Raw genomic sequence first — 24832 nt, 5'->3', positions numbered from 1 at the left:
ATAGTAGAGGATGAATTTGTGACGATTACTATGTTATGAAGTATAATACAATTAGTGTATTCAAACATTATGAATACTTACTTTCCTATTTTTGTTCGAAATGATAAAAGGAGAACGATGATCATGGATAAACGTATTTTAGTAGTAGATGACGAAAAACCAATTGCAGATATTTTGAAATTTAATCTGCAAAAAGAAGGTTACGAAGTATTTTGTGCTTATGATGGTGTAGAAGCACTTGAAAAAGTTGAAGAAGTACAACCAGAAATGATTCTGTTAGATATTATGCTGCCACAAAAGGACGGCATGGAAGTCTGTCGAGAAGTTCGAAAAAAGTATGATATGCCAATTATTATGCTGACAGCTAAAGACTCTGAAATCGATAAAGTGCTTGGTCTTGAGCTAGGTGCAGATGATTATGTAACAAAGCCTTTCAGTACGAGAGAGCTATTGGCGCGAGTAAAAGCGAATTTAAGAAGACATCAACAGATTTCAAATAATGTTGAAGAAGAAGAGAGTAATGAGATAACAATCGGTGCACTTGTCATTCATCCAGATGCTTATATTGTTTCAAAGCGTGGAGAAACAATTGAATTAACACATCGTGAGTTTGAATTGCTGCATTACTTGGCGAAACATATTGGACAAGTCATGACGCGGGAGCATTTGTTACAGACAGTGTGGGGATATGACTACTTTGGTGATGTTCGAACAGTTGACGTTACGGTTCGAAGATTGCGTGAGAAAATTGAAGATAACCCAAGCCATCCAATGTGGATTGTAACAAGACGTGGGGTAGGTTATTATTTGCGTAGTCCAGAACAGGAGTAACGCTATATTATGAAGAAAGTCCGTTTTTTTCAGTCCATTCATTTGAAGTTTGTGCTAATTTATGTATTGCTTATTTTAATTGCAATGCAAATTATTGGTGTCTACTTTGTACGTCAGTTAGAAAAAGAACTTGTTAATAACTTTACAAACTCATTAACGGAACGTGTAGGTCTACTTGCTTATAATATTGAACAAGAGCTAGAAAAAACACGTAATGATACTTCCCCTACGTTAGAAGAAGATTTAGAAGTAGTATTGAGAGATTTTGCTTCTATGCAGGGGATTTCCTCTAAAGACATATTAGAGGTACGCGTTATCGATCCGAATCGACGTATTATAGGGACATCAAACCCAAACCCTGAACAAATAGTAGGGAAAAAAATAAATGACTTAGCCGTTACGAATGCCCTTTTAGCAGGAACATCTTCTAATAAAGTATATCGTAAAAGCGGTGACAGAATTAGAGTATTGACGGTTCCTATTCGTCTGCAGGATGATGTGGGAGGAAATGCTTCTACAAATCCAAATAATCGAGAAAGCTTACAGTCAGAACAAGAGATACTAGGTGCTGTTTATTTAATTGCGACGATGGAGCCGGTCTATGAGCAAATGAGGAAAATTAATAGTATCTTTGCTTCTGGTACGGTTATATCGTTAGTTATTACTGCCCTTTTAGGTGTTTTTCTGGCTCAGACGATTACGCGACCAATGTCTGAAATGCGTAAGCAGGCATTAGAAATGGCTAAAGGAAACTTTTCAAGAAAAGCAAAGGTCTATGGTTATGACGAGATAGGGCAACTTGCTTTAACGTTTAACAATTTGACAAGAAAGCTTCAAGAGGCACAAGCTACTACTGAAGGAGAGCGACGTAAGCTCAGCTCCGTACTTGCTCATATGACAGATGGCGTTATTGCTACTGACCGAAAAGGTAGAGTAATCTTAATTAATGACCCAGCTGCGTCAATGTTAAACGTTTCACGTGAAACGGTATTGTCAGAGCCAATTGTGACGCTTTTAGGTTTAGATGAAACACATACATTCGAAAGCCTATTGGCTAATCAAGATTCACTTATTCTTGATTTTAGTACGAAAACAGAGCCTTTTATTTTACGAGCAACTGTTTCAGCTATTCAAAAGGAAACGGGTTTTATCAACGGAATCATTATCGTCTTGCACGACATTACAGAGCAGGAGAAAATTGATCAGGATCGCCGAGAGTTTGTAGCAAACGTCTCTCATGAGCTTAGAACACCATTGACAACAATGCGAAGCTATTTGGACGCTTTAGCAGAAGGCGCATGGCAGGATAAAGAGATAGCACCAAGTTTTTTACATGTTACCCAAACAGAAACAGAGCGTATGATTCGATTAGTCAATGACTTGTTACAATTATCTAAGTTAGATAGCGAAGACTATCGCTTTAGTCGAGACCCGGTTAACTTTGTAAAGTTTTATCATTACATCATTGATCGCTTTGAAATGACTATTGAACAAGGAATTACGTTTGTTAGAGAGCTTCCAGATGAAGCCATCTATGTAGCAGTTGATCAAGATAAAATTACACAAGTATTAGACAATATTATTTCAAATGCAATTAAGTATTCACCAGAAGGTGGAACAATTACATTTTCTATTGAACAACACACGCATGAAATTGTGGTAAGTATTAAAGACCAAGGTATGGGAATACCAAAATCAAATCTGTCCAAAATCTTTGAACGCTTTTATCGTGTGGATAAAGCAAGAACTCGCAAACTAGGAGGGACAGGTTTAGGTTTGGCTATTGCAAAAGAAATTATTGAAGCTCACGATGGTCGAATATGGGCAGAAAGTAAAGAAGGGGTTGGGACATCTATTTACTTCACACTTCCAATTGAAAGTGAGAATGATGAAGAATGGGAATGAGATATGAAAATATAAAAACCATTGTGCTAGTTATTTTGGTGGTTTTAAGCTTATTCCTCACTTGGAATTTATGGTCCTATCAATCCCCTTCTGATTTAAATACTGAAACCCAAAACCTTCAAGAAGCTGAGGTAGGTGGAAAGAGTGAGCTAGAGGATTATATACGTCCTACAAAGGTACTCTATCACCAAAGTGGTAGTCACTATTTATCACATGAAGAAAAGCGAATAGACTCATGGTTACAAGAAATGAGAACGTGGAAATTAGGGGATATTACAGACGTTTCGAGTGCTATTGAGCCTAGTGGCTTTTTAAATTATGTCCATGATAATAACTCTGTGGAAATTGTATATCCAGACCTAATACCAGTTGAAACCTTTCAGCAAATGTTTAGCTTTACGACGGATAAATTGCCAAGGGTAGATTTTGATCGTGTAGTCATAAAGATAAAAAAGACCCCTAATTTATCTGTAAATATGTATTTGGTGAACTATAGCCAACAAAAAGTGTATGCGGTGAAAATTAGTAATGTAGTCAAGAACGATGTGCAGAAATTAGCGGATGCAGGAACATCAGCAGAGCGTTGTCTGGTTTATAAAAAGAATGAGAATCGCTATATCTTCATACCAGCTCAGACTTCTCACATGCATAAACTGTATGCATATGAAGCACCTTTAGATATTCGTAAGTTTCAAAATGCGCTGTTTACAAATCCAAGTTATGCTCGTACAGAAAGCTTAGCATATAGAGAATTATATACAGAAGGAACCAAAGTTATTAATGTAAATACCAGGACAAACGTCATGGAGTATGTAAACTTGGTGAATTCGAATACGGAATCAAATGATGACGCAAATTTATTAAATCGTAGCTTTAGCTTTGTTAATGATCATGCCGGATGGACAGAGCCAGATTACCGTTTTGATAGTTGGAATCGTGTAACAAAAGAGATTACATACCGGTATTATCATGATAATCACCCTGTATACAGCAATCAGGGCATGACAGAAATCTATCAAAGATGGGGCAATGCTGAGGTCTTAAATTATCGTCGACCTTTGTATCGATTTGTTCAAGTATCCTTACCTGAAATGAAAGTACAGTTACAGTCTCCTCAAGAAGTAATTGAAATGATTGAGAAGCATCAGGATTTTGATCCTTCTCTGTTAAATGATATATCAATTGGATATCAGCTTGAGGAAGGTATTGGGGATAATCAGCAGCAAGATACGGATAAAACAGAGTATGATTCAAACTCGGTTACATTGGTTCCTTCTTGGTTTTACTACTATAATAATAAGTGGTACCGAGTTACGTTACCTGATGAAGGAGGCGTAAACGGTGGATTGGAATAAAACGAAATCGATTTTTATCGTAACGTTTCTGGTTTTAGATCTGTTTTTAATTTATCAATTCATGAAAAAGCATGATCAAGACCAGTATTCGTTATTTGTTGAATCAAGCATTGAAGATCAATTAGCAGCAGAAGGAATAACGTATACGGAGCTACCTAAGAGTGAAAAAAAAGCATCTTCATTAAATGCAAACAGTAAAAGGTTTAGTGAGAATGACTTGAAGAAGCTTAAAAAACAAAAAGCAAAATTAATTGATGAAAAAACAATTGAAAGTACGTTAGATAAACCAATTCCTGTTCCAGCAAAGAATAAAACATCAAAGTTAAATCAGTTCTTACAAGACTATGTTCTTTCCGGAAATGCATATACGCTGTGGAAAATTAACGAAGATAAAAATACGATTACATTTTACCAACAGTATAAAAATAAAGTTATTTATGATAACGAAAATGGCATTGTCATTGCTCATTTGAATGATAAGAATGAAATTACTTCTTACGAGCAGACGTTTATGGAAAATATCGAGCCTTTAGATGATGAACAAGAGGTTCTTGCCCCAATTAAAGTCCTTGAAAATCTGTATTTGAAAGAAGAATTAACCGAAAAAAGCACGGTAACAAAAGTAGAGTTAGGTTATTATACCTTCGATTTACCTCTGCCAAGCTCCCAGGTTCTTGCGCCTACTTGGCACGTTGTCGTAGATGAAGATGTTGACTATTTTGTAAATGCTTTTGAAGGACAAATCATCCAAAAAAGCTTGAAATAGTATATTGGAGTGAGAAAAATGAGTTTGCATTTTAGCGTGCTAGCTAGCGGTAGTACTGGAAATGCGATTTTTGTAAGTGATGGAGACCAATCGCTATTAGTCGATGCAGGCTTAAGTGGTAAGAAAATGGAGTCACTTTTTCAAGAAATCGATCGAGATATTCACAACTTATCAGGAATATTGGTAACCCATGAACATAGTGATCATATTAAAGGGTTAGGCGTACTAGCTCGTAAATATAAATTGCCTATCTATGCAAATGCAAAAACATGGAGAGCTATGGATGGGTTAATTGGACAAGTATCAACTGACCAACAGTTTCATTTTGAAATTGGTGAAAATAAAACATTTGGAAGTATCGATGTTGAATCGTTTGGTGTATCTCATGATGCTGCTGAGCCAATGTTTTATGTTTTTCATCAAGGAGATAAAAAACTTACGTTAATTACGGATACAGGCTATGTCAGTGATCGCATGAAGGGCATTATTAAAAATAGTCAGGCTTTTGTTTTTGAAAGCAATCATGATGTTGAGATGCTTCGTATGGGAAGGTATCCTTGGAGCGTTAAGCGTCGTATTTTAAGTGATGTAGGACATGTTTCAAATGAGGATGCAGCACTGGCAATGGCGGACGTTATTGGTGATCAAACAGAGAGAATTTATCTAGCTCATTTAAGTCTAGATAACAATATGAAAGAAATTGCGCGAATGTCTGTTTCACAAGTTTTAGCTGAAAAAGATATTGATGTGAAAGAACAGATAAAACTTTATGATACAGACCCTAATAGACCAACATCGATTATTTATGTATAGTCTACATAAACAAAACAAAAAATAACTTCATTTAGATGGTTAGAAAGAAGCAGGAGTGTCTAAAAAAGTAATAGTTCATCTGTTTTGGTACTTATAATCATAATAAATGAAAAGGTCGGTGATGTATATGGAACATTATGATGAGAATCGGGAACCATCTCCTTCACGTCAAAAGCCAAGAAGACGTGGGGGCTGGTTTCTGTCGTCATTAATAGGAGCAATTATTGGAGGAATAGTGGTTGTCACTGCACTTCCATTTTTATCGAATTTAAATTTACTTCCAAACCCTCCAGCAGAAGAAAATCAAGGCTCTATTCAAAATGGTGAAGATATCGTTCAAAAGACGGTTTCTGTCGATGTAAACACAGATATTACGAAAGCTGTTAATCAAGTTAATGAAGCAGTTGTTGGAGTGGTAAATATCCAGCAAGGAGAAAGCTTTTGGAACGAAAGCGGGCAAGACGCTGGCACCGGTTCTGGTGTCATCTATAAAAAGCAGGGAAATAAAGCCTTTATCATTACCAATCATCATGTAATTCAAGGTGCTCAGCAAATTGAAGTCAGCTTATATGACGGCTCTAGAGTACCCGCGCGCGCACTAGGAAGCGATGAGTTAATGGATTTGGCTGTTATTGAAATTGATGCTGAACATGTAACAAAGATCGCCAGCTATGGGGATTCAGATAAGCTGAAAGTCGGAGAGCCCGTTATTGCTATTGGGAATCCTCTTGGACTACAGTTCTCTGGTTCTGTAACACAAGGGGTTGTCTCAGGTGTAAACCGTGTCATTCCACAGGACCTAAATAGTGATGGAAGCCCGGATTGGCAAGCAGAAGTTATTCAAACAGATGCAGCAATTAACCCTGGAAATAGCGGTGGTGCCTTGATTAATATTGACGGCAGGCTGATTGGAATTAACTCGATGAAGATTGCTCAGCAGGAAGTTGAAGGGATTGGTTTGGCCATTCCAATCAATATGGCAAGACCTGTTGTGGATGATTTAGAAAAGTATGGAGAAGTAAGAAGACCTTATTTAGGTGTTGGAACATTATCATTAAGTGAAATATCGGGCTACCACCTAAAAGAAACGTTAAAGCTCCCAAAAGATGTTGTGAATGGTGTGGCCGTATTAAATGTTGCCACTGGCTCACCAGCTGATAAAGCAGGTTTAAAAGAATATGACGTTATCGTCGCTTTGGATGGAGAAGATATTAAAGACTTAGTAGGGTTACGTAAGCACTTATATATTGACAAAGAAATAGGTGACAGCATGGAAGTGACTTTTTACAGGCAAGGTAAAAAGCAAACAGTAACGGTTAAGCTATCACGAGAGTCATTATAAACAAAAAAGTTATCCACAGAGGAACTTTCTCTGTGGTCTTTTTACTGATACTTATAAAAAAGAAAGGAGATTGCAATTTGAAAATTTATTGTTGCTTAGAGCATACAGAATTAGCGTTAGATGTAGCCGTAGATGAGATTGAGTTAGCACCGGTTTTTAAAGAAATTGATGAAAATGAACGCAACCATACATGTGAATACTGCGAAAACCTAGCGTTATACACAGTGGAAAACTAAAAAAACACAGATTGTGTATATATCTTGTGGATATGTGGATAAATTCTGTGGATAATTTACAAGGGAGATTATTTTGAATATTTCAATTGTATCAATCGGAAAATTAAAAGAGAAATACTTAAAGCAAGGTATTGATGAATACTTAAAACGATTAGCTCCGTATGCCAAAATTGAGATTATTGAACTTTCGGACGAAAAAGCACCTGAAAACTTAAGTGATTCGGAAATGGTTCAGGTGAAGCAAAAAGAGGGAGAGCGGATATTAAGTAAGATTGGTCAAGATGTACACGTCATTGCTTTAGCCATTAATGGTAAGCAGCGCTCATCTGAAGAGCTTGCAAAAGATTTAGACTCACTTGCTACATACGGAAAAAGCAAGGTAGCCTTTGTTATCGGAGGATCACTTGGACTCAGCGATGAAGTGATGAAAAGAGCAAACGCTACGCTCTCTTTTTCAAAGATGACGTTTCCGCATCAGCTTATGCGTTTGGTGTTAGTTGAACAGATTTACCGTGCGTTTCGGATTAATCGTGGTGAACCGTACCATAAGTAAATGAGGTTTTAGAGTTTATCCTAAAAACAGTCTATCCCCAATTAGTGAAGGTAGACTGTTTTTTTTATGAAATTAAATGGTTTAATATGTATATGTAAGCAATAGATGGAGGATATATTTATGAATAAGTATAACGAAATGAAAGAATTATTTGAATTAGCTAATAGAAAATATTTAATTGAACAAAAGGAGCTCATACAAAGTGGAGTCTCAGAACGAACTTTATGTGGTCAGTTAATGCTTTATCTAAATAAAGTAAAAGATAAGGCTCTATATAGGCAATACTATGTTGATGTTGAGTACAACAGAAATATTAATGGAAGACTAAAGACAATAAAAGATGGGGAAGGAGAAATTATTACAATCAACTGTGATTTAATTCTTCACAGTAGAGGGGAAAATCTGGTACAAGATAATTTGATTGCTTTAGAAATGAAAAAGTCTAATGGAAGAAGAAGTGAGAAAGAAAAAGATAGAGAGCGACTAAAAGCTTTAACAAGACAATCTTTTGATAACATTTGGAGCTATGATGGAAAATCCTTACCAGAACATGTTTGCAGATACATACTAGGTGTTTATTATGAATTGAACATTTCTCGAATGGAAGCATTAGTGGAATATTATCAAAATGGGAAACTAGTGCAAAGCTACACTTTAAGTATTTAGTAGTTTTTTGAACAAAAACTATTAAATATGTAAAACACAAGTTTAAGTTTTGATGATTTTAATTAATTAGTCAAATGACAGAATTGTAATATAGTTTATTAAAAAACAAAAAAGAGGGGAAACGTTAATGGGGCAAAATTGGCCGAATAATAATCCGAATTTTATGCAATTGGGTGACGTTGAAGAGAACATCATAACCATTAGTGGAAACAGTAATTTACAAGAAGAATTTTTTAATTATGCTTTGAAATTTAAAGAGTCTTCATATCTAATAACTGATTATATATTAGAAGTGTCAGATATTAGCAAATTGGATAATTACTTTTTCTCGTTAGCATATCTTTATAGACATAGTTTAGAATTAATTTTAAAGGCAATAGGATTTAAATATATAACAGCATTAGAAGATAGAAAATTATTTGTTAAAGAAACTTTTCATAATTTATCTCGAATACTTGAATTCGTTAGCCCACATATTGAAAGTTGCATAGAGAAAAACAAGGATGCTTATGATTGGCTTGTTTTATTATTTGAAGATATGAACCAAATCGATAAAGAATCAGATTCATTTAGATACCCATTCGGTATATCTGTAAAAAAAGGTGATGCTCTTCTTGATACACCAAAGCAATTTATTATTAACATATTCATTGAAAAACAAACACATATAGATTTAGTAGCTTTCGCTAATAAAATGGAAGTAGCTTTTGATATTCTTAAGAGTTATTATTCTGACGATACTAAAATAACAACTGATTACTTAGACTTTAAACCGTTACTATTAGAAGAAGGCGGGAGCTACTATGGTCAAAGTGTTCTCGGATATTCTTATAGTAGAAATAAGTTTTACTCATATGTTAAAGCCTATACTGAATCAGCTGATTTCTTTTACGAAAAGATATGTAGTAATAACCATTTAAAAGAAACACTTTTTATACCTATGTGTTATTTATATAGAAATGGTATTGAATTAGCTATGAAAGAAATTCTATTTGAAGAGTGTTCATATGATTTTCAAAAAGCTATCCAATTACTTAAAAGTAATAAGCATAATCTATCAAAACTTTGGAAAGCGATAAAGGTTGATGTTATAAAACATGCAAATGCTTCTGAAGATGATTCTACTATAATTGATGTTGAAAAATACATCAAGCAGCTACATGAAATAGATAGCTCTTCAGACAAATTCAGATATCCAACTAACAAGCATTTATGTTTACATTTTAAGAGAAAAACAAAGTTAGATATAAAAAACGTTGCAATGTTTTTTAAAGATATAGCTTCATTTTTAAGTGGAGTTTGTATGATGATGTCAGCTCAAAATGAATGGAAGGCAGAAATGCAAGCTGAATACGCCTCGTATTATGACCCCTCAGACTACTCATAAAAAAGATTGGACTAGAAGTTGATAGAACTCAATCCCAATAGTTATAGCTAAAATAGAATGCACATGCGATAGAAGCATGTGTTTTTTTGATTTCCAATTTATTGGATTAAAGAATGGTCATTTATATGATAAAATTGTACTAAGTACTATTTTTTTGGGGGAAACAACGTGAATAATCAAACTTATAATCAAATTGTTAGTTTTATATGGAGCATTGCTGATGATTGCCTACGTGATGTATATGTACGTGGAAAATACCGAGATGTTATTTTGCCAATGACCGTTATTCGTCGTTTGGATGCTGTTTTAGAACCAACGAAAGATGCAGTTTTACAGATGAAAAAAAGTCTAGATGAAGCCGGTGTTATTAATCAAACAGATGCACTATGTAGTGTAGCAGGGCAGTCGTTTTGTAACACTTCACCTTTCACTCTTAAAGATTTAAAATCACGTGCTAAGCAGCAACAATTGAAGGCTGACTTTATTGCCTATTTAGATGGCTTTTCGCCAAACGTCCAGGAAATCCTTGAAAAGTTTAAGTTTCGTAATCAGATAGATACGATGATTGAAGCAGATATCTTGGGAGCTGTTATTGAGAAATTTGTCAGTCCTACTATTAATCTAAGTCCGAAACCAGTGTTAGATGATAATGGTGATGTTAAAATTCCAGGACTTGATAACCATACAATGGGTGTCATCTTTGAGGAACTTATTCGCCGCTTTAATGAAGAGAATAACGAGGAAGCTGGGGAACACTTTACTCCTCGTGACGTAGTGGAACTGATGGCGGACATCACGTTCTTGCCGATTGCAGATAAAATTAAAAATGCACCATACCTTGTATACGACGGAGCCTGTGGAACGGGTGGAATGTTGACGATTGCCGACGAACGTTTACACCAGTTGGCAAGAGAACACGATAAGGAAATCAATACTTATCTGTACGGACAGGAAATCAACCCAGAAACATATGCTATTACAAAGGCGGACTTACTAATTAAAGGAGAGTCACTACAGGATGATAATGTAGCTTTCGGTTCTACCTTATCAAATGATGGCTATCCAACACTTAACTTTGATTTCATGTTATCCAATCCCCCTTACGGTAAGAGCTGGAAAACTGATTTGGAGAGATTAGGTGGAAAATCGGATATTTCAGACCCACGTTTCATTGTAACTCATAATGGGGACCCAGATTTTAAAATGATTCCTCGTTCGAGTGATGGACAAATGCTATTCCTTGCAAACAAGTTAAGCAAGATGAAACATGATACTGAACTAGGTAGTCGGATTGTTGAAGTACACAATGGTTCTTCTCTCTTTACAGGTGATGCGGGTCAAGGAGAAAGTAATCTAAGAAGATATATTATTGAAAACGATTGGTTAGAAGCTATCATTGCTTTACCAGAAAACATGTTTTACAACACGGGTATTGCAACGTTTATATGGGTTGTGACAAATAGAAAGGCAGTTCATCGTCGCGGAAAGGTACAACTTATTAATGCGACCAGTTATAAAAATCCACTCAGGAAGAATTTAGGGAACAAAAACTGTGAATTAACACCGGAGTTAAGAAAGGTAATCTCTGATATACTTATAAAATTTGAGAAAAATGAAGTTTCTATGATTTATGATAATCAAGAATTTGGATATCACAAGTTAACTGTTGAACGACCATTACGTCTAAGTATTGATTTAACAGGAGAAAATTTAGAGATGATTGAAAAAGTATGTGAAGAGCAAAATGACCTCACTTTAGCAAAAATAATAAAAAAACTTGCTGAGAGATACAATTATACAATTGTGACTGATTTTAACGAATTTATTCTCGAATTAAATAATATAGCGAAAGAAATAGGTGAAAAATTACCTGCTAAAAGGGTAAATATAATAAAAAATTATATAGCACAGGTTGATGAGAACGCTGAAAAAGTTATTAAAAAAATCCATAAGCCAGGGAAAGTAGAAGCTAACCCGCTATACGGATTATATAACACTGTAATAGATGGCAAAAATTATGTTGTTGAATATGAACCAGATAGTAATTTAAGGGATTCAGAACAAATTCCATTGTTACATGATGGTGGAATAGAGAAGTTTTTTTATGATGAAGTACTTACTTTTACCTCTGATGCTTGGATAGATGAGAGTAAAACACAAATCGGTTATGAAATTAACTTTAATAAGTACTTTTACAAACCTGTACAGCTACGGACGCTTGATGACATTGCAGCGGAGATTAAATCTCTTGAGGAACAAACAGAAAATTTACTTCAAGAAATTATAGGTGGTATGTAACATGGTCAAGCATTTGAAGCCTTATGAAAAATATAAAGAGACAGGGTTACAATGGGTTGACAAAATGCCAGCTCATTGGGAATTAACGAGAAACAAAAATGTACTGAGATTAAAGAAAGAAGTAGTTGGAAACGAGCATGGTAAATTTACCCTTCTTTCTCTAACGCTAAAAGGGATAATCGCAAGAGATATGAAGAACCCAAAAGGTAAATTTCCAAAGGATTTTTCAACCTACCAAATCGTAGATGCCGATAATTTAGTTTTTTGTCTTTTTGATATTGATGAAACACCTCGGACAGTAGGTTTATCTTCGTTACGTGGGATGATAACAGGTGCTTATACAACATTTAGTGTAATCAACAATACTAATCCAAAGTACCTGTACTATTATTACCTTTCATTAGACCAGAATAAATTATTAAAACCTTTATATACAGGACTTAGAAAAGTAATAAATACTGATACCTTTCTAAGAACAAAAATGCCTTTGCCGCCTCGTACTGAGCAAGACCAAATTGTAAGGTATCTTGACCAACAACTTACCAAAATAAATAGATTTATTAATGTAAAGAAAAAACTTATACCTGTGTTAAAAGAACAAAAGCAAACCATTATTAATGAAGCAGTAACAAGAGGACTAAACCCTAATTCAAAGATGAAGAAGAGCAAAATTGAGTGGTTAGGAGAAATTCCTGAGCATTGGGAGGAAAAAAACTTATCGCATCTTTCTAAAATAGTTCTAAGTGGCCTTGATAAAAAAACATATGAGAATCAGAAGTCTGTTTTGCTTTGTAATTATGTAGATGTATATAAGAACGATTATATTACAAAAGAAATAGACTTTATGAATGCAACTGCTAGTGAGGAAGAAATCAGAAATCTTACTCTATTAAAAGGTGATATTATAATCACCAAGGATTCAGAGTCATGGGATGACATAGCTGTACCTTCCTACGTTTCGGAAGAATTAGAAAATGTACTATGTGCATATCATCTAGCTATTATTAGGCCTATTTCGAATTTAATAAAACCTGAATTTCTATATAATGCTTTTTTGTCTCAATATGTATCAGTCCAGTATAAATTAAAAGCAAAAGGAGTTACCCGATATGGGCTATCGTATCAGTCTATAAGAGATATTAGTATATTTGTCCCCCCAATTTGTGAGCAGGAAGAGATAATAACTTTAATAAGTGAAACTCTGCGTAACGTAGAAAATACTATAAAAAAGATTCAAAAGGAAATTGACCTAATCACTGAATACCGAACTCGTCTTATTTCAGACATCGTAACAGGTAAGATTGATGTTCGTAATATAGGGATAGAAGATTCTGAGATAGAAGAACTCTTAGACAAAGATGAAGACATTATGGAATTGGAGGAAGTCTTAGAAGGCGAGGAGTGTGAGGTTTAATGGCAACCAACACCAGAGAATCAGGACTAGAGACATTAATTGTAAACCATCTTGTGAATCAGAACGCGTATGAACAAGGACAAAACAGTGATTACAATAAAGACTATGCAATAGATGAAACTAGGTTGTTTAGATTCTTAGAAGAAACTCAGAAAGAAAAGTTAGAGATGTTAGGCATCTATAAAAGCGATAGCAACAAAGCAAAGTTGTTGAATCGCTTGCAGGGGGAAATTACGAAAAACGGTGTAATTGAGGTCTTAAGAACCGGCCTGAAAATCTATCCAGTCACACTCGATTTATTCTATCTGACTCCTTCTGAGGCAAATGAGACAGCCAAAGCTCTGTATGCAAAAAATATATTTAGTGTAACGAGACAGTTGATGTATTCGAGAGACAACATGAAACTTGCTCTTGATTTTGTTATTTTTCTTAACGGTCTTCCTATTATTACATGTGAACTTAAGAATCAACTGACGAAGCAGAATGTTGAGGATGCGGTCTATCAGTATAAGATAGACCGTGACCCACGTGAATTGCTGTTTCAATTTGGAAGATGTATGGTTCACTTTGCAGTTGATGACAATGAAGTCCGAATGTGTACAAAGCTCGACGGTAAGAAATCCTGGTTCCTACCTTTTAACAAAGGATATAAAAATGGAGCTGGGAATCCTCCTAATCCTGATGGAATAAAGACGGACTATCTTTGGAAACAAATTTTTGTAAAGAGTGAACTTGCAAATATCATTGAAAACTATGCACAAATTGTTGAGGAAAAAGACCAAGAAACTAAAAAGGTAAAACGCACTCAAATTTTTCCTCGATATCATCAGTTGTCTGGTGTGAAATCTATCCTAGCTGATGTCAGTGATAAGGGTGTAGGTCAAAAATATCTCATCCAACACAGTGCAGGAAGTGGAAAATCGAATTCGATTGCTTGGCTTGCTCATCAACTGGTTTCATTGTCAAAAGACGGTAAGAGTTTCTTTGATTCAGTTATCGTTGTCACTGACCGAATTAATCTCGATAAGCAGATTAAGAATACCATCAAAGGGTTTATGCAGGTATCAAATACCGTGGGGCATGCAGAGAGCTCGGGAGATTTAAGGAAACTACTTCAAGACGGTAAGAAAATCATCATTACTATTGTGCATAAATTCCCTTACATTCTAGATGACATCGGAAACGAACACCGAAAAAACAGGTTTGCTATCATCATTGATGAAGCTCATTCTAGTCAGAGTGGAAACATGTCGGCCAAAATGAATATGGCACTTTCTGACCAATATGAAGATGAGGAAAATGAAACGACAGAAGATAAGATTTTAAAGATACTAGAGGGGAGAAAAATGCTTAACAATGCGAGTTACTTTGCATTCACAGCAACCCCGAAGAATAAAACGCTTGAAATGTTTGGTGTTCCTTATCCAAAGGACGGAAAGATTAAACATCGACCTTTCCATGTCTATACAATGAAACAAGCCATTCAGGAAGGCTTCATTTTGGACGTATTGAAAGACTACACGCCGATTAAGAGTTATTACAAGATTGCTAAGATAGTAGAAGATGACCCGAAATTTGACAAAAAGAAGGCACAAAAAAAGCTGAGAAAGTATGTTGAGTCCAATGAAAAGGCAATCGAACTGAAGTCGGAAATCATGGTAGACCATTTTCATGACCAAGTGATTGCAAAAGGAAAAATTGGCGGTCATGCTCGTGCTATGGTTGTAACTAGCAGCATTGAACGAGCAATCCAGTACTACTATTCAATATCTGCATATTTGGAAAAACGTAAAAGTCAGTTCAAACCGATTGTTGCCTTTTCAGGTGAGCACGAATACGGTGGGAAAAAGGTAACAGAAAGCTCAGTTAATGGGTTTCCGAGCAGTGAGATTGAAAAAAAACTAAAAAAGGACCCGTACCGTCTCCTTGTAGTCGCAAATAAATTCCAAACGGGTTATGATGAGCCGCTTCTTCATACCATGTATGTTGACAAGGTCTTAACTGATATTAAAGCAGTTCAAACCCTTTCACGTTTAAATCGAGCTCATCCACAGAAACATGATACATTCGTACTTGACTTTGCTAATGAAACGATTACGATACAAGATGCTTTTTCTAAGTATTATAAAACAACGGTACTCTCAGAAGAGACAGACCCGGATAAACTTAATGACTTAGAGAGTGACATTAGGCGTTATCATGTTTTCACAGATACACATATTGATAACCTGGTAGAGTTTTACCTCAATGGGGCAGAACGTGATAAGTTAGACCCCATTCTCGATGTTTGTGCTAAGCATTATGAAGATGATTTGGATGAAGATGGCCAAATAGACTTTAAGAGCAAGGCGAAGGCGTTTGTCCGAACATACGGATTCTTGGCATCCATCTTGCCATATGGAAACCCTGAGTGGGAAAAACTTTCAATCTTCCTAAACTTCTTGATACCAAAGCTACCTGCACCAAAAGAAGAAGACCTATCAATTGGTATCCTCGAAGCGATTGACTTAGATAGTTACAGGGCGGAAGCACAAGCTAAAATGTCCATTGTACTAGAGGATAAGGAAGAGTATGAAATTGCACCAGTACCTACATCGGCAATGGGTGGGAAATCAGAAGTAGAGTTAGATTTACTGAGCAATATTCTCGAAACCTTCCATGACCTTTTTGGGAATATTCCTTGGAGGGACGAAGACCAGGTTAAGAAACATATTGCTGCTATCCCGGAAATTGTCGCAAAAGATAAAGATTATCAGAATGCGATGAAAAACTCTGATAAGCAAAATGCAAAAATTGAGAGCCAAAAAGCCTTAAATCGAGCTGTCATTAACCTTATGTCTGACAACATGGAAGTGTTTAAGCAGTACAATGATAACGACTCTTTTAAGAAATGGTTATCAGATATGGTGTTTACACTAACATACAATACAGATGGCGATGTGTACTCCGGCAGTCCGAAAATTAGCTGATAAGCGTAATGAGAGCGAATTTAAATATATATTATAGTTATGAGTTTAAAAGAGGATGTTCTAGCGTCAATTAGACGTGGGGCATCCTCTTTTTATTTTGCCTAAGGAGAGATAATAAATGAAAAAATCATCTGCAAAGAGAGTAAACATTGTATCAGTAAAATTGGTAAGGGAGTCTTGTATCCTTTATGCAAAAAGGAGTATCCGTTCTCCTCAAGATGCGTATGAGTTACTTAAAAGTTTCTTAGAGGATAAAGACCGTGAGCATTTCATTGTCGTGACCTTAGACACCAAGAACCAACCGGTATCTATAAATGTCTGTCATATTGGCAGCTTAAATGCGAGTATCGTCAGTCCTCGTGAGGTAATGAAATCTGCTATTTTATCGTCAGGAGCGAGTTTTATGATAGCGCACAACCACCCTTCAGGAAACACCACTGAATCCAGGGAGGACGTGGAAGTTACAAAACGACTTGCTGAAGCTGGAAAGTTGATGGGAATTGAGCTATTGGACCATATAATTATTGGTGATGGTAAGTATAATTCTTTAAAAGAGAAAGGCGTTATTTGAAAGGAGTAAAAAGACAGTGAAAACAATAAAAAACACGCTAAAAACAGAAGTCACTTATGATGATGAAATGAAAAACAAATATCTTATCAGGAAAGAGTGGGACAAGAGCAAGAAAAAAGCACTTGTCATCATGAAAAGCGCTGGTCAAGCAGATGAAATTGTGCAAGACCAAACAACAATGTACGTCATTAATAATCTTTCAAAATTGGAATACGGTGTTGCAGAAATTGTGAATTTATTCCCATCGATGGATGGTAATGAAACGAAAGAGTCCAGTGTTGAAAATCTGAAATGTATTCAAGAAGCTATCGCCAGAGTAGATGATGTCATAATTGCGGTTGGAAAGGGAGTAGAGACGAACAAGAAAGCTGTTGAACGGTTAAAAATGATTTTAGCTCTATTGCTAGACAAGAAAGCAAACATCCTGCAACTAGAAGCAAAATTTGGCCGGAAAGGTTTCCATCCCCTCTATCCTGCATTGAAACACCAGTGGAAATTAGTAGGGTATGAGGATAGCGAGAAGGTATGCTAAAAATATATTGTATGAGAGGTAAAAGCCATGTGTAGTATTGAACAACTGAAGGTTTTCATGGGAGAGAAGTTTGGTGTGGCAGTTGAATCAGATGCAGTAGGAGAGGAAGTGGTACTTCTATATCATGAGGAACTGGACGAGGAACTTATTTCAAATGATGTGAAGCGGATTTTACCAAATCCAGTTTCATTTCAAACGTATATATACAATGAAGAAGAATCAGAGTGGATTATTGGCGTTGCTATAGAAGCAGAAACCAATAGTCCGCTCTTTTTAGTTTGTCTAAAAGACGGAGAGCGGATTTATGAAGAGATTATTATTCCGAGAAAGGGATAATGAGAGATGATTTATACAGCGTATGTTAATGAATTAGAAGAACGTTCCTATCAGCACGTGACCTTTGATATGGAAGGTTGGTCTTCTGTCTATTTTATAGCAAAAGATAGGGTGAAGAAATCGAAATAAAGATTTGTCTCGAAAGCGAAAATATCTATCAACGTAAAATGGGATTTGAAGACTGGTGGTATGTGGATTACTTAGAAGGGGATATTGCCTCAAGTGAAATTGGTAAAATGTAAAGGGAAAAAAATCGGAAACGAGATTCCGATTTTTTGTATCTACCTTAATAAAAGTTTTCAGATGCCTTCTTCGTGAATTTTTTCCTTAATCTTCCTCACAAGTTTATAAAAGTAGTCGATAGAGAAGTCTGTGATAATATTTGGCTTCTCTTTTTTTTGCTTCTGAAAATCCTCAAATAATTCTTTTATATTTTTTGCATCTTCTAAACCCATCCTAGCAAGTTTTTCATTATTTAAAACCATTTCTTCTATTAAGGATATTGTTTCTGGAGTTAATTTATAGGGTGTACGCGTTCTTTGTATTGAAGAAGCAACTACAATTTCATCAATATGGCTAAATAAGTCAGCGTCAAATGTTAGTTTAAGAGCTCCAATCCTTTCTTGACACTCCTTTATAACCTTATCAACCGTTCCCCTACTCACATTTACTTTTCTGCTAATTTCTCTCTTAGTATGTCTCTTTATAAACCAAAGAATAAAAACATCTCTTTTTTTGTCTAAAGGAATCATATTGTTTTCTCCAAGTTAATTTTCACTTAGTATAACGTGTCTATTTTAAAATTACAATTTGGTATTCGCATAACTATAATGATTTACTCCGAACATATTATTATATAGCCAAATAGTATAAGCAAACTTGGAAGATAAAGATGCTATATTAATATCCTCTTATGATTGCTTAAAGTGGCTACAAAAAAGGAGGAATAGTAAAATGCAAAATTTCTTTAGTATTGGTGAATCAATGGTAGATTTGCGAAGTAGAACAAGGTGGGATTTGAACTTTATTGAAGGGTATCAGTCCTTTAATAAAAGAAACCATGAGTTTGAAAATATTTATGCTAAATTTTCTTATAAGTCCCATTTGGATGAAATAGAAGTAAATATGGAGGACTGGGATGCTTTTAAGAACTTTATAGCGAATGATTTTAATAACTTAAAATACCCACCATGTCATTTATATATTGACAGAAGTGAGGTTACGGCTTTTTGGTTCATTCCCGATATGCTTCTACTTTATGAACTTGGAAGTAAAGAAGAACAGATAATAATAGAGAACCTGAAGAAGCAATTAAAAGAATTAAAGCATTGTATATTAGAAAATATTTCCGCTTGCGGAGGAGATAGAGAAATCGCAGAGGACTTGTTTTTAGAGTACCATCGAAAGAAATGTTTATTGGAGGCTTTACTTTGTAACGATGTTGAGAAGCCTGCCATAATTTCTACAAAGGGGGAAGCATGATGTCTTTAACTAAAGGAGAGCTTCAACCTTTAATCCCTGAGAAAAAACTTAATTTACACAGCTATCTCCCTCGTAATGTGCATGTTCCAGCATTGCCAGAGGGAGTATCCATATTAACAATAATCAATTGTCTAATTAAGCCAAGTTCTCAGGGATACAATTTGATGAAAGAGCGAATTGAGGTAGACTTTATTGATGAAGACAATCGACCGCTTAAACAAGTTTTCTATCTCGATACGGGGATGGTAAACTTCGCAAAATTTGTAGACAATATTTTAGGGGAAGTACCCATTGAAGAGTTTGACCCACATATTCTTATTGGAATTAAAATCAAAGCATTCATTTTTCATAACTATTTAAGTAACGGAAAAGGCTATGCAAACATAGCAGCTTGCGAGCTTTATAAACATAACCAATCAGAGAGTGAGACTAGGTGAGCCAACCTAGTCTTTTTATAATTCAAATTCATTTAAAGGAGTAATATCAATGGGATTAAAAAAAGTTAAACGTCCAGTTATACAAAAATCAGATAGCTCTGCAGGGAATAATCTCCCTGCAGTAAGAAAAGCAAAACTATTGCAAAGACATACAGTTAACCATGACATCGAAGTTTCTCCTTATCGAATAAAAGGAAATGATTTAATGGTTTGGAGTGAAAAGAAAGAGCGATATGTATATGTTTCTAAGGCAGTGAAAATAAAGGCAATAAAAAGAAATATTGAGACAAAGGAAATTCACATAGAACTTGTATTTTGGGCTTATGACAAATGGGAAACTATAGCTATTGGTAGAGGGGAATTGACTAAAAGAGAGCTGAAAAAGCTGGCATCTATAGGGTTAGACGTTTTAGAGGATTTTCAGGCGGCAGAGGTTTCTTCCTTTCTTAGTAAACAGGAAAAGTTACTAAAGCCGACTAATGTTCATAGTGGTATAGGCTGGGACATAGTTAATGGTCAGCTTGTATATAAACACTACAATATTATAACTGAACCTTCTGCTTCACCAATCGATTCAACGTATTCAGGAGAGTACATGCTGAAGCCTGCTGGAAATAAAAATGATTTCTTTAATTTGTATATACAAGAAGTGAAAGGTCATACTCCACTTGAATTAATGGTTTGTATAGCGATTTCAGCACTTATTATTGGTATGTTAAATCGCTCCAAGATTGGCGGCTTTGATAGTTTGCTAGTTCATCTTGTTGGGTCGTCGACGACAGGAAAAACTACTGCAGGTATGTTAGGTGTTTCTTTAGCTGGGAGTCCAAGTCCAAATGAAGGGTTATTACAAACCTACAATGGAACAAAAAATGCTATGGCTCGCAAGCTTGCTTGTAATCATGGTGTTCTTACTGTTTTAGATGAAGCTACTATGAACCTGATGGATTCACAAAATCTCAGTTCGTTTATCTATGAATTGGCACAAAACAGTGAAAAGTCGAGGCTAAATAAAGACTCTGAATTAAAGGAAACACAAACGTGGAATACAACTATAGTATCTACTGGAGAAAGCTCCATACTCAGTAAAGCAAACAATAATGAAGGTTTACGTGTGAGATTATTTGAGTTCTCCGTTGATAAGTGGACAAAGAGTGCAGAGAATGCAGAAAACCTAAAAAAGGGATTGCTCAAAAATTATGGTCATATAGTTCCTGAAATAGCAAAAAAAATGTTGGAACTTGGTCCAGAAGAGGTTGCCAAGATGGTGGAGGACAATAAAGAGTATATCCAAAAAAAAATGCCTATTAGCAAGTTTCGTGACCGTATCGCAACTAAGTTTTCATTAATACTTACAGCTGCGGAACTCTTTGAATTGACATATAACCTTGAACTTTCAGGTGATGAAATTGTAGATATGTTGATTGTGCAGGAGCAAAAGTCAATGACTGATAGAGACATGGCCCCTAAGTTTTATAGTCAATTAAAGCAATATATTATTCGATATAGAAGGAATTTTAAAAGTGATACTCATGAAGTTAGTCATCCTCAGGAGATATGGGGGAAAATTGAAGTCAGTTCAACCGAAACACGTTGCTTTATACTGCCAATCATATTTGACTTAGTCGTAAAGGAACTAGGGTACTCCGATACAAAAATTTTAATAAATGAATTGAAAAATATGGGGGTACTTATTCACGACAAAAACAAAAATCAAAAAAGGAAATTCATTTTCTCTAAGCATGAAACAAAACAAAGGCAGGAAGTGCTTGGTCAATCTGGATATGCAGAGAAAGGTGATTACACTTACTGTATTACATTTGAAGGCAATATTTTTGAAGATGCCTTTTAATCAATAAAACATTGTACTCCCTTTCCCCCTTCTCTCCCTCTATTTTTTGTATAAATTATTCATATGTGTATTACATGGTTATCTGAAAAATTTGTATACAAATTTTTGGGAGAATAGGGGGAACAGGGAGAATTAAAAGATTTATAAAAATATATTATTAATTCGTTTAATCACGAGGGGGATTCTACGTTGGAATATAAGAGTAATGAGGATATCTACGATTATGAAATTATGATTGATATTTTAGCAGAAATGGTCACATCCTACCTTACTAAACAACCAAAAGGAGAAGAATCCAATGAAAAAACAAAATGAAATTGTACAGCAAAACCTATACAAATTAGTAATTTACACACCAACTAAGAGAAACATCCCTTTGTCAGCACTAGCGAGATTAATCATTACCAGAAGGGCAAGTATGAAAGGGGGTGAAAATTATGCAGCACAATATTAAACAACTGCACGACCAAATTGACCATTTCAACCGGACTGGAACACAGAAAAAAGCTGCTATCTATGCCAGGGTCTCAACATTGGAACAGGCAGAAGAAGGATACAGCATAGACGAGCAAGTGCGAGTATTGAGAGATTTGTGTGAACGTGAGGGATATGTCGTTCATAAAGAATACGTGGACCGAGGTAAAAGCGGAAAGAATATCAAGGGAAGACCTGCTTTACAGGAACTACTACATGATGCCAAAAGTAAAGACTTTGATTTGGTGCTTGTCTGGAAGGTGAACCGCTTTTCTCGAAAGACAAAGGACTTACTTAATATTGTCGAAGAACTTGAAAAGAGAAACATTGATTTCCGCTCTTATACGGAACGCTACGAAACAGAAACTCCAGCTGGAAAAATGCAATTTCGTATGTTGGCGGTCATTGCTGAATTTGAACGAGATAATATTGCTCAGAATGTGAAAATGGGAATGTTGGCAAGAGCAAAGGAAGGCTCTTGGAATGGTGGCCAGGTTCTTGGTTATGATGTAGTAAGTGTTCCAGGGGAGAATCGCAAAAGAAAGCTTTCTAAGCTTGTTGTTAATCCAACAGAGGCCCAAACGGTTCGAAAGATATTTAACCTTTACGTTGAAGGAAATGGTTACAAGTTCATTGCAAACAAACTCAACAAAGAAGGACATCGAACAAAAAAGAACAAAAACTTCTCCATCAACGGTGTGAAAACGATTCTATGCAATCCCATCTATGCGGGATTCATACGGTACAACGTTCGTAGAGATTGGAATGAAAAGAGAAGAAACAATATCAACCCTCACCCTGTTATAGAAAAGGGGCAGCATGAAGCAATTATTACAGATGAAGTATGGGAAAAAGCGAAAAGCATCATGGCGAACAGAAGTGGTAAGCCTAATCGAATACATGACGGTGAGTTCCCGCTCACAGGCATTATGAAGTGTCCTGCCTGTGGGGCCGGAATGGTGATTGGGCGGACAACGAATACGCTCAAAGACGGTACAAAAAAGGTTTTGGAGTATTATGTTTGTGGAGCTTGGAAGAACAAAGGTTCAGCAGTTTGTCGTTCTAATGGAGTAAGAACTGACTATGCTGACAAACATGTACTCCAAAAACTATCAACCATCGCTACAAATGAAGTTCTTATAGAGCAGATTGTTAAAAGGATTAACAACAAGAAGGAGATAAATTCCTCACCACTTCAACATGAATACGAGACGTTGAAAAAGGCACTAGAAGCCAATCATCAAAAAAAAGAAAAAGTCCTTGGTTTGTACGAAGATGATTTGATTCAAAAAGAAGACCTAGTACAACGCTTATCTACTCTGAATGAAGAAAAAGAACATCTTGAAGAGAGACTTTCTCCTATTGAACTGCAGATAGGGCAAGGTTGTACACAACTCATAAACTTTTCAATGGTCAAACAGGTCATGCAAAACTTCAAAAGTGCCTATCAAGAATCATTGACCAGGGAGCAGAGGAAAAGACTGATGCACCTGCTCATCCGTCAAATCACCATCAATGAGGACCGGAAGATTGACACGATACAAATACAACTTAATAAAGAAGTTGCAAAACACTTCACCTTTAAAGGGGGAGAGGATTCATCTATTACGGATGAGTTCTCTCCCCCTTTTTCTATTTTAATCGACCTATGAAAAGGAGCAAATAACCTATGAGCATTATTAATGTATTCAGGAATTACATGGAGGAGCATCATCCACATTTAGCACAGAAGGACTGGAAAGCCGACGTTAGGACCCTATCAGTGGATGACATAAGCAACGAAGAGGTTAAGGCTACTATTCCAGATGAAAACAAACCAGAACTAACATGTTGGGTATTCTTCTACGATGGCGGTGCATCGAACGTTGTGTTCTTATTACAGGATAAGCATGGTTTGAAGGATATCGGAATTGGTTTGCTGAAAGATGGTGAACTTGTTAAGCCTATTAGCTTCGTATGAAGAAATGGCAGTCGGAAAGGTAGAACAATCAATACGTTTACAAGTCAGAGAGGTTTGCTCTATAAGAGTTTTCGTCTCTTTTTACGTGTTTGATTTTCTGGTAAAGGAGGTGAGTTCATGACACCAATTGACCTATTCAAAGCAGGCGTGGCGTTTGGCGTATCTATTTACGTATATGTGAAGAAGAACACTAATCTGAAAAAATAAAGGGGGAATAATAATGCAATACTTTTTAATGGGAACAGTCGTTGGAATCGTAGCTTGTATAGTATCAGAGCTTACACAGAGTCCTTCAAGGAGTTATCGTTAATGAAAATGATTTATTGCTTAAAGGACCTTAATAACCTTGCAGGTGATTTACCAAATGAAATGGTAAACTACTTACGCAGTGAGTTTTCCAGTCTATTCGAGTATCTAAGTAATGGAGAAGAGATTCAAGAATTTAAGTTACCAACGTATCAAGCCATGGTGGTTATTGAAAATGAAAAGGAGCTCGATATGTTATTCAAAAAAACATCAGAAATAGAGTTGGAGTTTATTGATGGAATACATTTAGAAAATATCTATATTAAGAGAATTGGAATACAGAATTTTCAAGATATCCAACTCCATTATGCATTGAACTTTTAAATTCAAGAGCCTTCGTTTAAAGA

At 35.7% G+C, this 24832-nt stretch carries 25 protein-coding genes; 24 read left to right on the top strand and 1 reads right to left on the bottom strand.

Annotated features, from left to right (window positions below):
- The first annotated feature begins 123 nt into the window (after positions 1-123).
- The 16 genes from yycF (at position 124) to LZP85_RS19035 (ending at position 17974) form a co-directional block, all read left to right on the top strand.
- On the top strand, positions 124-831 hold the full coding sequence (gene yycF / locus LZP85_RS19110; protein ID WP_076513581.1) for a response regulator YycF: 708 nt from the start codon (positions 124-126) through the stop codon (positions 829-831).
- Positions 832-840: 9 nt separating this feature from the next.
- On the top strand, positions 841-2736 hold the full coding sequence (walK, locus tag LZP85_RS19105; RefSeq protein WP_025907893.1) for a cell wall metabolism sensor histidine kinase WalK: 1896 nt from the start codon (positions 841-843) through the stop codon (positions 2734-2736).
- Complete coding sequence (locus LZP85_RS19100) at positions 2727-4091, top strand: YycH family regulatory protein (RefSeq protein ID WP_076513583.1); 1365 nt, start codon at positions 2727-2729, stop codon at positions 4089-4091. Before walK ends, LZP85_RS19100 begins: the two co-directional genes overlap by 10 nt.
- A complete protein-coding gene (locus LZP85_RS19095; RefSeq protein WP_025907895.1) occupies positions 4078-4857 on the top strand; it encodes a two-component system regulatory protein YycI in 780 nt (259 codons plus the stop codon). Before LZP85_RS19100 ends, LZP85_RS19095 begins: the two co-directional genes overlap by 14 nt.
- Positions 4858-4875: 18 nt before the next feature.
- Positions 4876-5670, top strand: a complete 795-nt coding sequence (locus LZP85_RS19090) for an MBL fold metallo-hydrolase (RefSeq protein ID WP_025907896.1) — start codon at positions 4876-4878, stop codon at positions 5668-5670.
- Positions 5671-5797: 127 nt separating this feature from the next.
- Positions 5798-7012 (top strand): S1C family serine protease, encoded by a 1215-nt coding sequence (locus LZP85_RS19085; RefSeq protein WP_222483102.1) that lies wholly within the window; start codon positions 5798-5800, stop codon positions 7010-7012.
- 77 nt (positions 7013-7089) lie between these two features.
- A complete protein-coding gene (locus LZP85_RS19080) occupies positions 7090-7248 on the top strand; it encodes a CxxH/CxxC protein (protein ID WP_064484031.1) in 159 nt (52 codons plus the stop codon).
- A 73-nt stretch (positions 7249-7321) separates the two neighbouring features.
- The gene (gene rlmH / locus LZP85_RS19075) at positions 7322-7801 is read left to right on the top strand and encodes a 23S rRNA (pseudouridine(1915)-N(3))-methyltransferase RlmH (RefSeq protein ID WP_025907898.1); all 480 of its coding nucleotides are present in this window, start codon (positions 7322-7324) and stop codon (positions 7799-7801) included.
- A 120-nt stretch (positions 7802-7921) separates the two neighbouring features.
- Positions 7922-8467 (top strand): hypothetical protein, encoded by a 546-nt coding sequence (locus tag LZP85_RS19070; protein ID WP_234561887.1) that lies wholly within the window; start codon positions 7922-7924, stop codon positions 8465-8467.
- 127 nt (positions 8468-8594) lie between these two features.
- Positions 8595-9854, top strand: a complete 1260-nt coding sequence (locus LZP85_RS19065) for a hypothetical protein (protein WP_073208117.1) — start codon at positions 8595-8597, stop codon at positions 9852-9854.
- A gap of 168 nt (positions 9855-10022) precedes the next feature.
- Positions 10023-12152: a type I restriction-modification system subunit M gene (locus LZP85_RS19060; RefSeq protein ID WP_234561885.1), complete on the top strand. Its 2130-nt coding sequence runs from the start codon at positions 10023-10025 to the stop codon at positions 12150-12152.
- Position 12153: 1 nt separating this feature from the next.
- Positions 12154-13566, top strand: coding sequence for a restriction endonuclease subunit S (locus tag LZP85_RS19055; protein ID WP_234561884.1), 1413 nt, complete (start codon positions 12154-12156; stop codon positions 13564-13566).
- The gene (locus tag LZP85_RS19050) at positions 13566-16535 is read left to right on the top strand and encodes a type I restriction endonuclease subunit R (RefSeq protein ID WP_234561882.1); all 2970 of its coding nucleotides are present in this window, start codon (positions 13566-13568) and stop codon (positions 16533-16535) included. The genes LZP85_RS19055 and LZP85_RS19050 overlap by 1 nt, the downstream gene beginning before the upstream one ends.
- 118 nt (positions 16536-16653) lie before the next feature.
- A complete protein-coding gene (locus tag LZP85_RS19045) occupies positions 16654-17106 on the top strand; it encodes a JAB domain-containing protein (RefSeq protein WP_076513593.1) in 453 nt (150 codons plus the stop codon).
- A 16-nt stretch (positions 17107-17122) separates the two neighbouring features.
- A complete protein-coding gene (locus LZP85_RS19040) occupies positions 17123-17638 on the top strand; it encodes a DUF1643 domain-containing protein (protein WP_083686555.1) in 516 nt (171 codons plus the stop codon).
- 27 nt (positions 17639-17665) lie between these two features.
- Positions 17666-17974 (top strand): hypothetical protein, encoded by a 309-nt coding sequence (locus tag LZP85_RS19035; RefSeq protein ID WP_076513595.1) that lies wholly within the window; start codon positions 17666-17668, stop codon positions 17972-17974.
- Positions 17975-18273: 299 nt separating this feature from the next.
- Here the strand turns inward: LZP85_RS19035 and LZP85_RS19030 are convergent, their stop codons facing one another.
- Positions 18274-18726: a hypothetical protein gene (locus LZP85_RS19030; protein ID WP_076513596.1), complete on the bottom strand. Its 453-nt coding sequence runs from the start codon at positions 18724-18726 to the stop codon at positions 18274-18276.
- A 202-nt stretch (positions 18727-18928) separates the two neighbouring features.
- On the opposite strand from LZP85_RS19030, the gene LZP85_RS19025 reads away from it, so the two are divergent.
- The 8 genes from LZP85_RS19025 (at position 18929) to LZP85_RS18995 (ending at position 24809) form a co-directional block, all read left to right on the top strand.
- The gene (locus LZP85_RS19025; protein ID WP_234561880.1) at positions 18929-19456 is read left to right on the top strand and encodes a hypothetical protein; all 528 of its coding nucleotides are present in this window, start codon (positions 18929-18931) and stop codon (positions 19454-19456) included.
- Entirely contained in the window at positions 19456-19893 is a 438-nt protein-coding gene (locus LZP85_RS19020; RefSeq protein ID WP_076513599.1) for a hypothetical protein, read from the top strand. The genes LZP85_RS19025 and LZP85_RS19020 overlap by 1 nt, the downstream gene beginning before the upstream one ends.
- A gap of 49 nt (positions 19894-19942) precedes the next feature.
- Entirely contained in the window at positions 19943-21745 is a 1803-nt protein-coding gene (locus LZP85_RS19015) for a DUF927 domain-containing protein (protein WP_076513601.1), read from the top strand.
- Between the two features lie 189 nt (positions 21746-21934).
- Positions 21935-22060, top strand: a complete 126-nt coding sequence (locus tag LZP85_RS20795; protein ID WP_258957991.1) for a hypothetical protein — start codon at positions 21935-21937, stop codon at positions 22058-22060.
- The gene (locus tag LZP85_RS19010; protein WP_176031386.1) at positions 22044-22199 is read left to right on the top strand and encodes a hypothetical protein; all 156 of its coding nucleotides are present in this window, start codon (positions 22044-22046) and stop codon (positions 22197-22199) included. Before LZP85_RS20795 ends, LZP85_RS19010 begins: the two co-directional genes overlap by 17 nt.
- The gene (locus LZP85_RS19005) at positions 22183-23871 is read left to right on the top strand and encodes a recombinase family protein (RefSeq protein WP_076513602.1); all 1689 of its coding nucleotides are present in this window, start codon (positions 22183-22185) and stop codon (positions 23869-23871) included. The genes LZP85_RS19010 and LZP85_RS19005 overlap by 17 nt, the downstream gene beginning before the upstream one ends.
- A 110-nt stretch (positions 23872-23981) precedes the next feature.
- Positions 23982-24179 carry a hypothetical protein gene (locus LZP85_RS19000; RefSeq protein ID WP_226372954.1) on the top strand — a complete coding sequence of 66 codons (198 nt, stop codon included), beginning with the start codon at positions 23982-23984 and terminating at the stop codon, positions 24177-24179.
- A 309-nt stretch (positions 24180-24488) separates the two neighbouring features.
- Positions 24489-24809 (top strand): hypothetical protein, encoded by a 321-nt coding sequence (locus LZP85_RS18995; protein ID WP_062686765.1) that lies wholly within the window; start codon positions 24489-24491, stop codon positions 24807-24809.
- The last annotated feature ends 23 nt before the right edge of the window (positions 24810-24832 follow it).

Origin of the sequence: Priestia flexa (genome assembly GCF_021441905.1) — a bacterium.
GTDB lineage: Bacteria > Bacillota > Bacilli > Bacillales > Bacillaceae_H > Priestia > Priestia flexa.
Note: the sequence above shows the minus strand (reverse complement) of the source record. Positions and strands in the feature narration are given on the sequence as shown.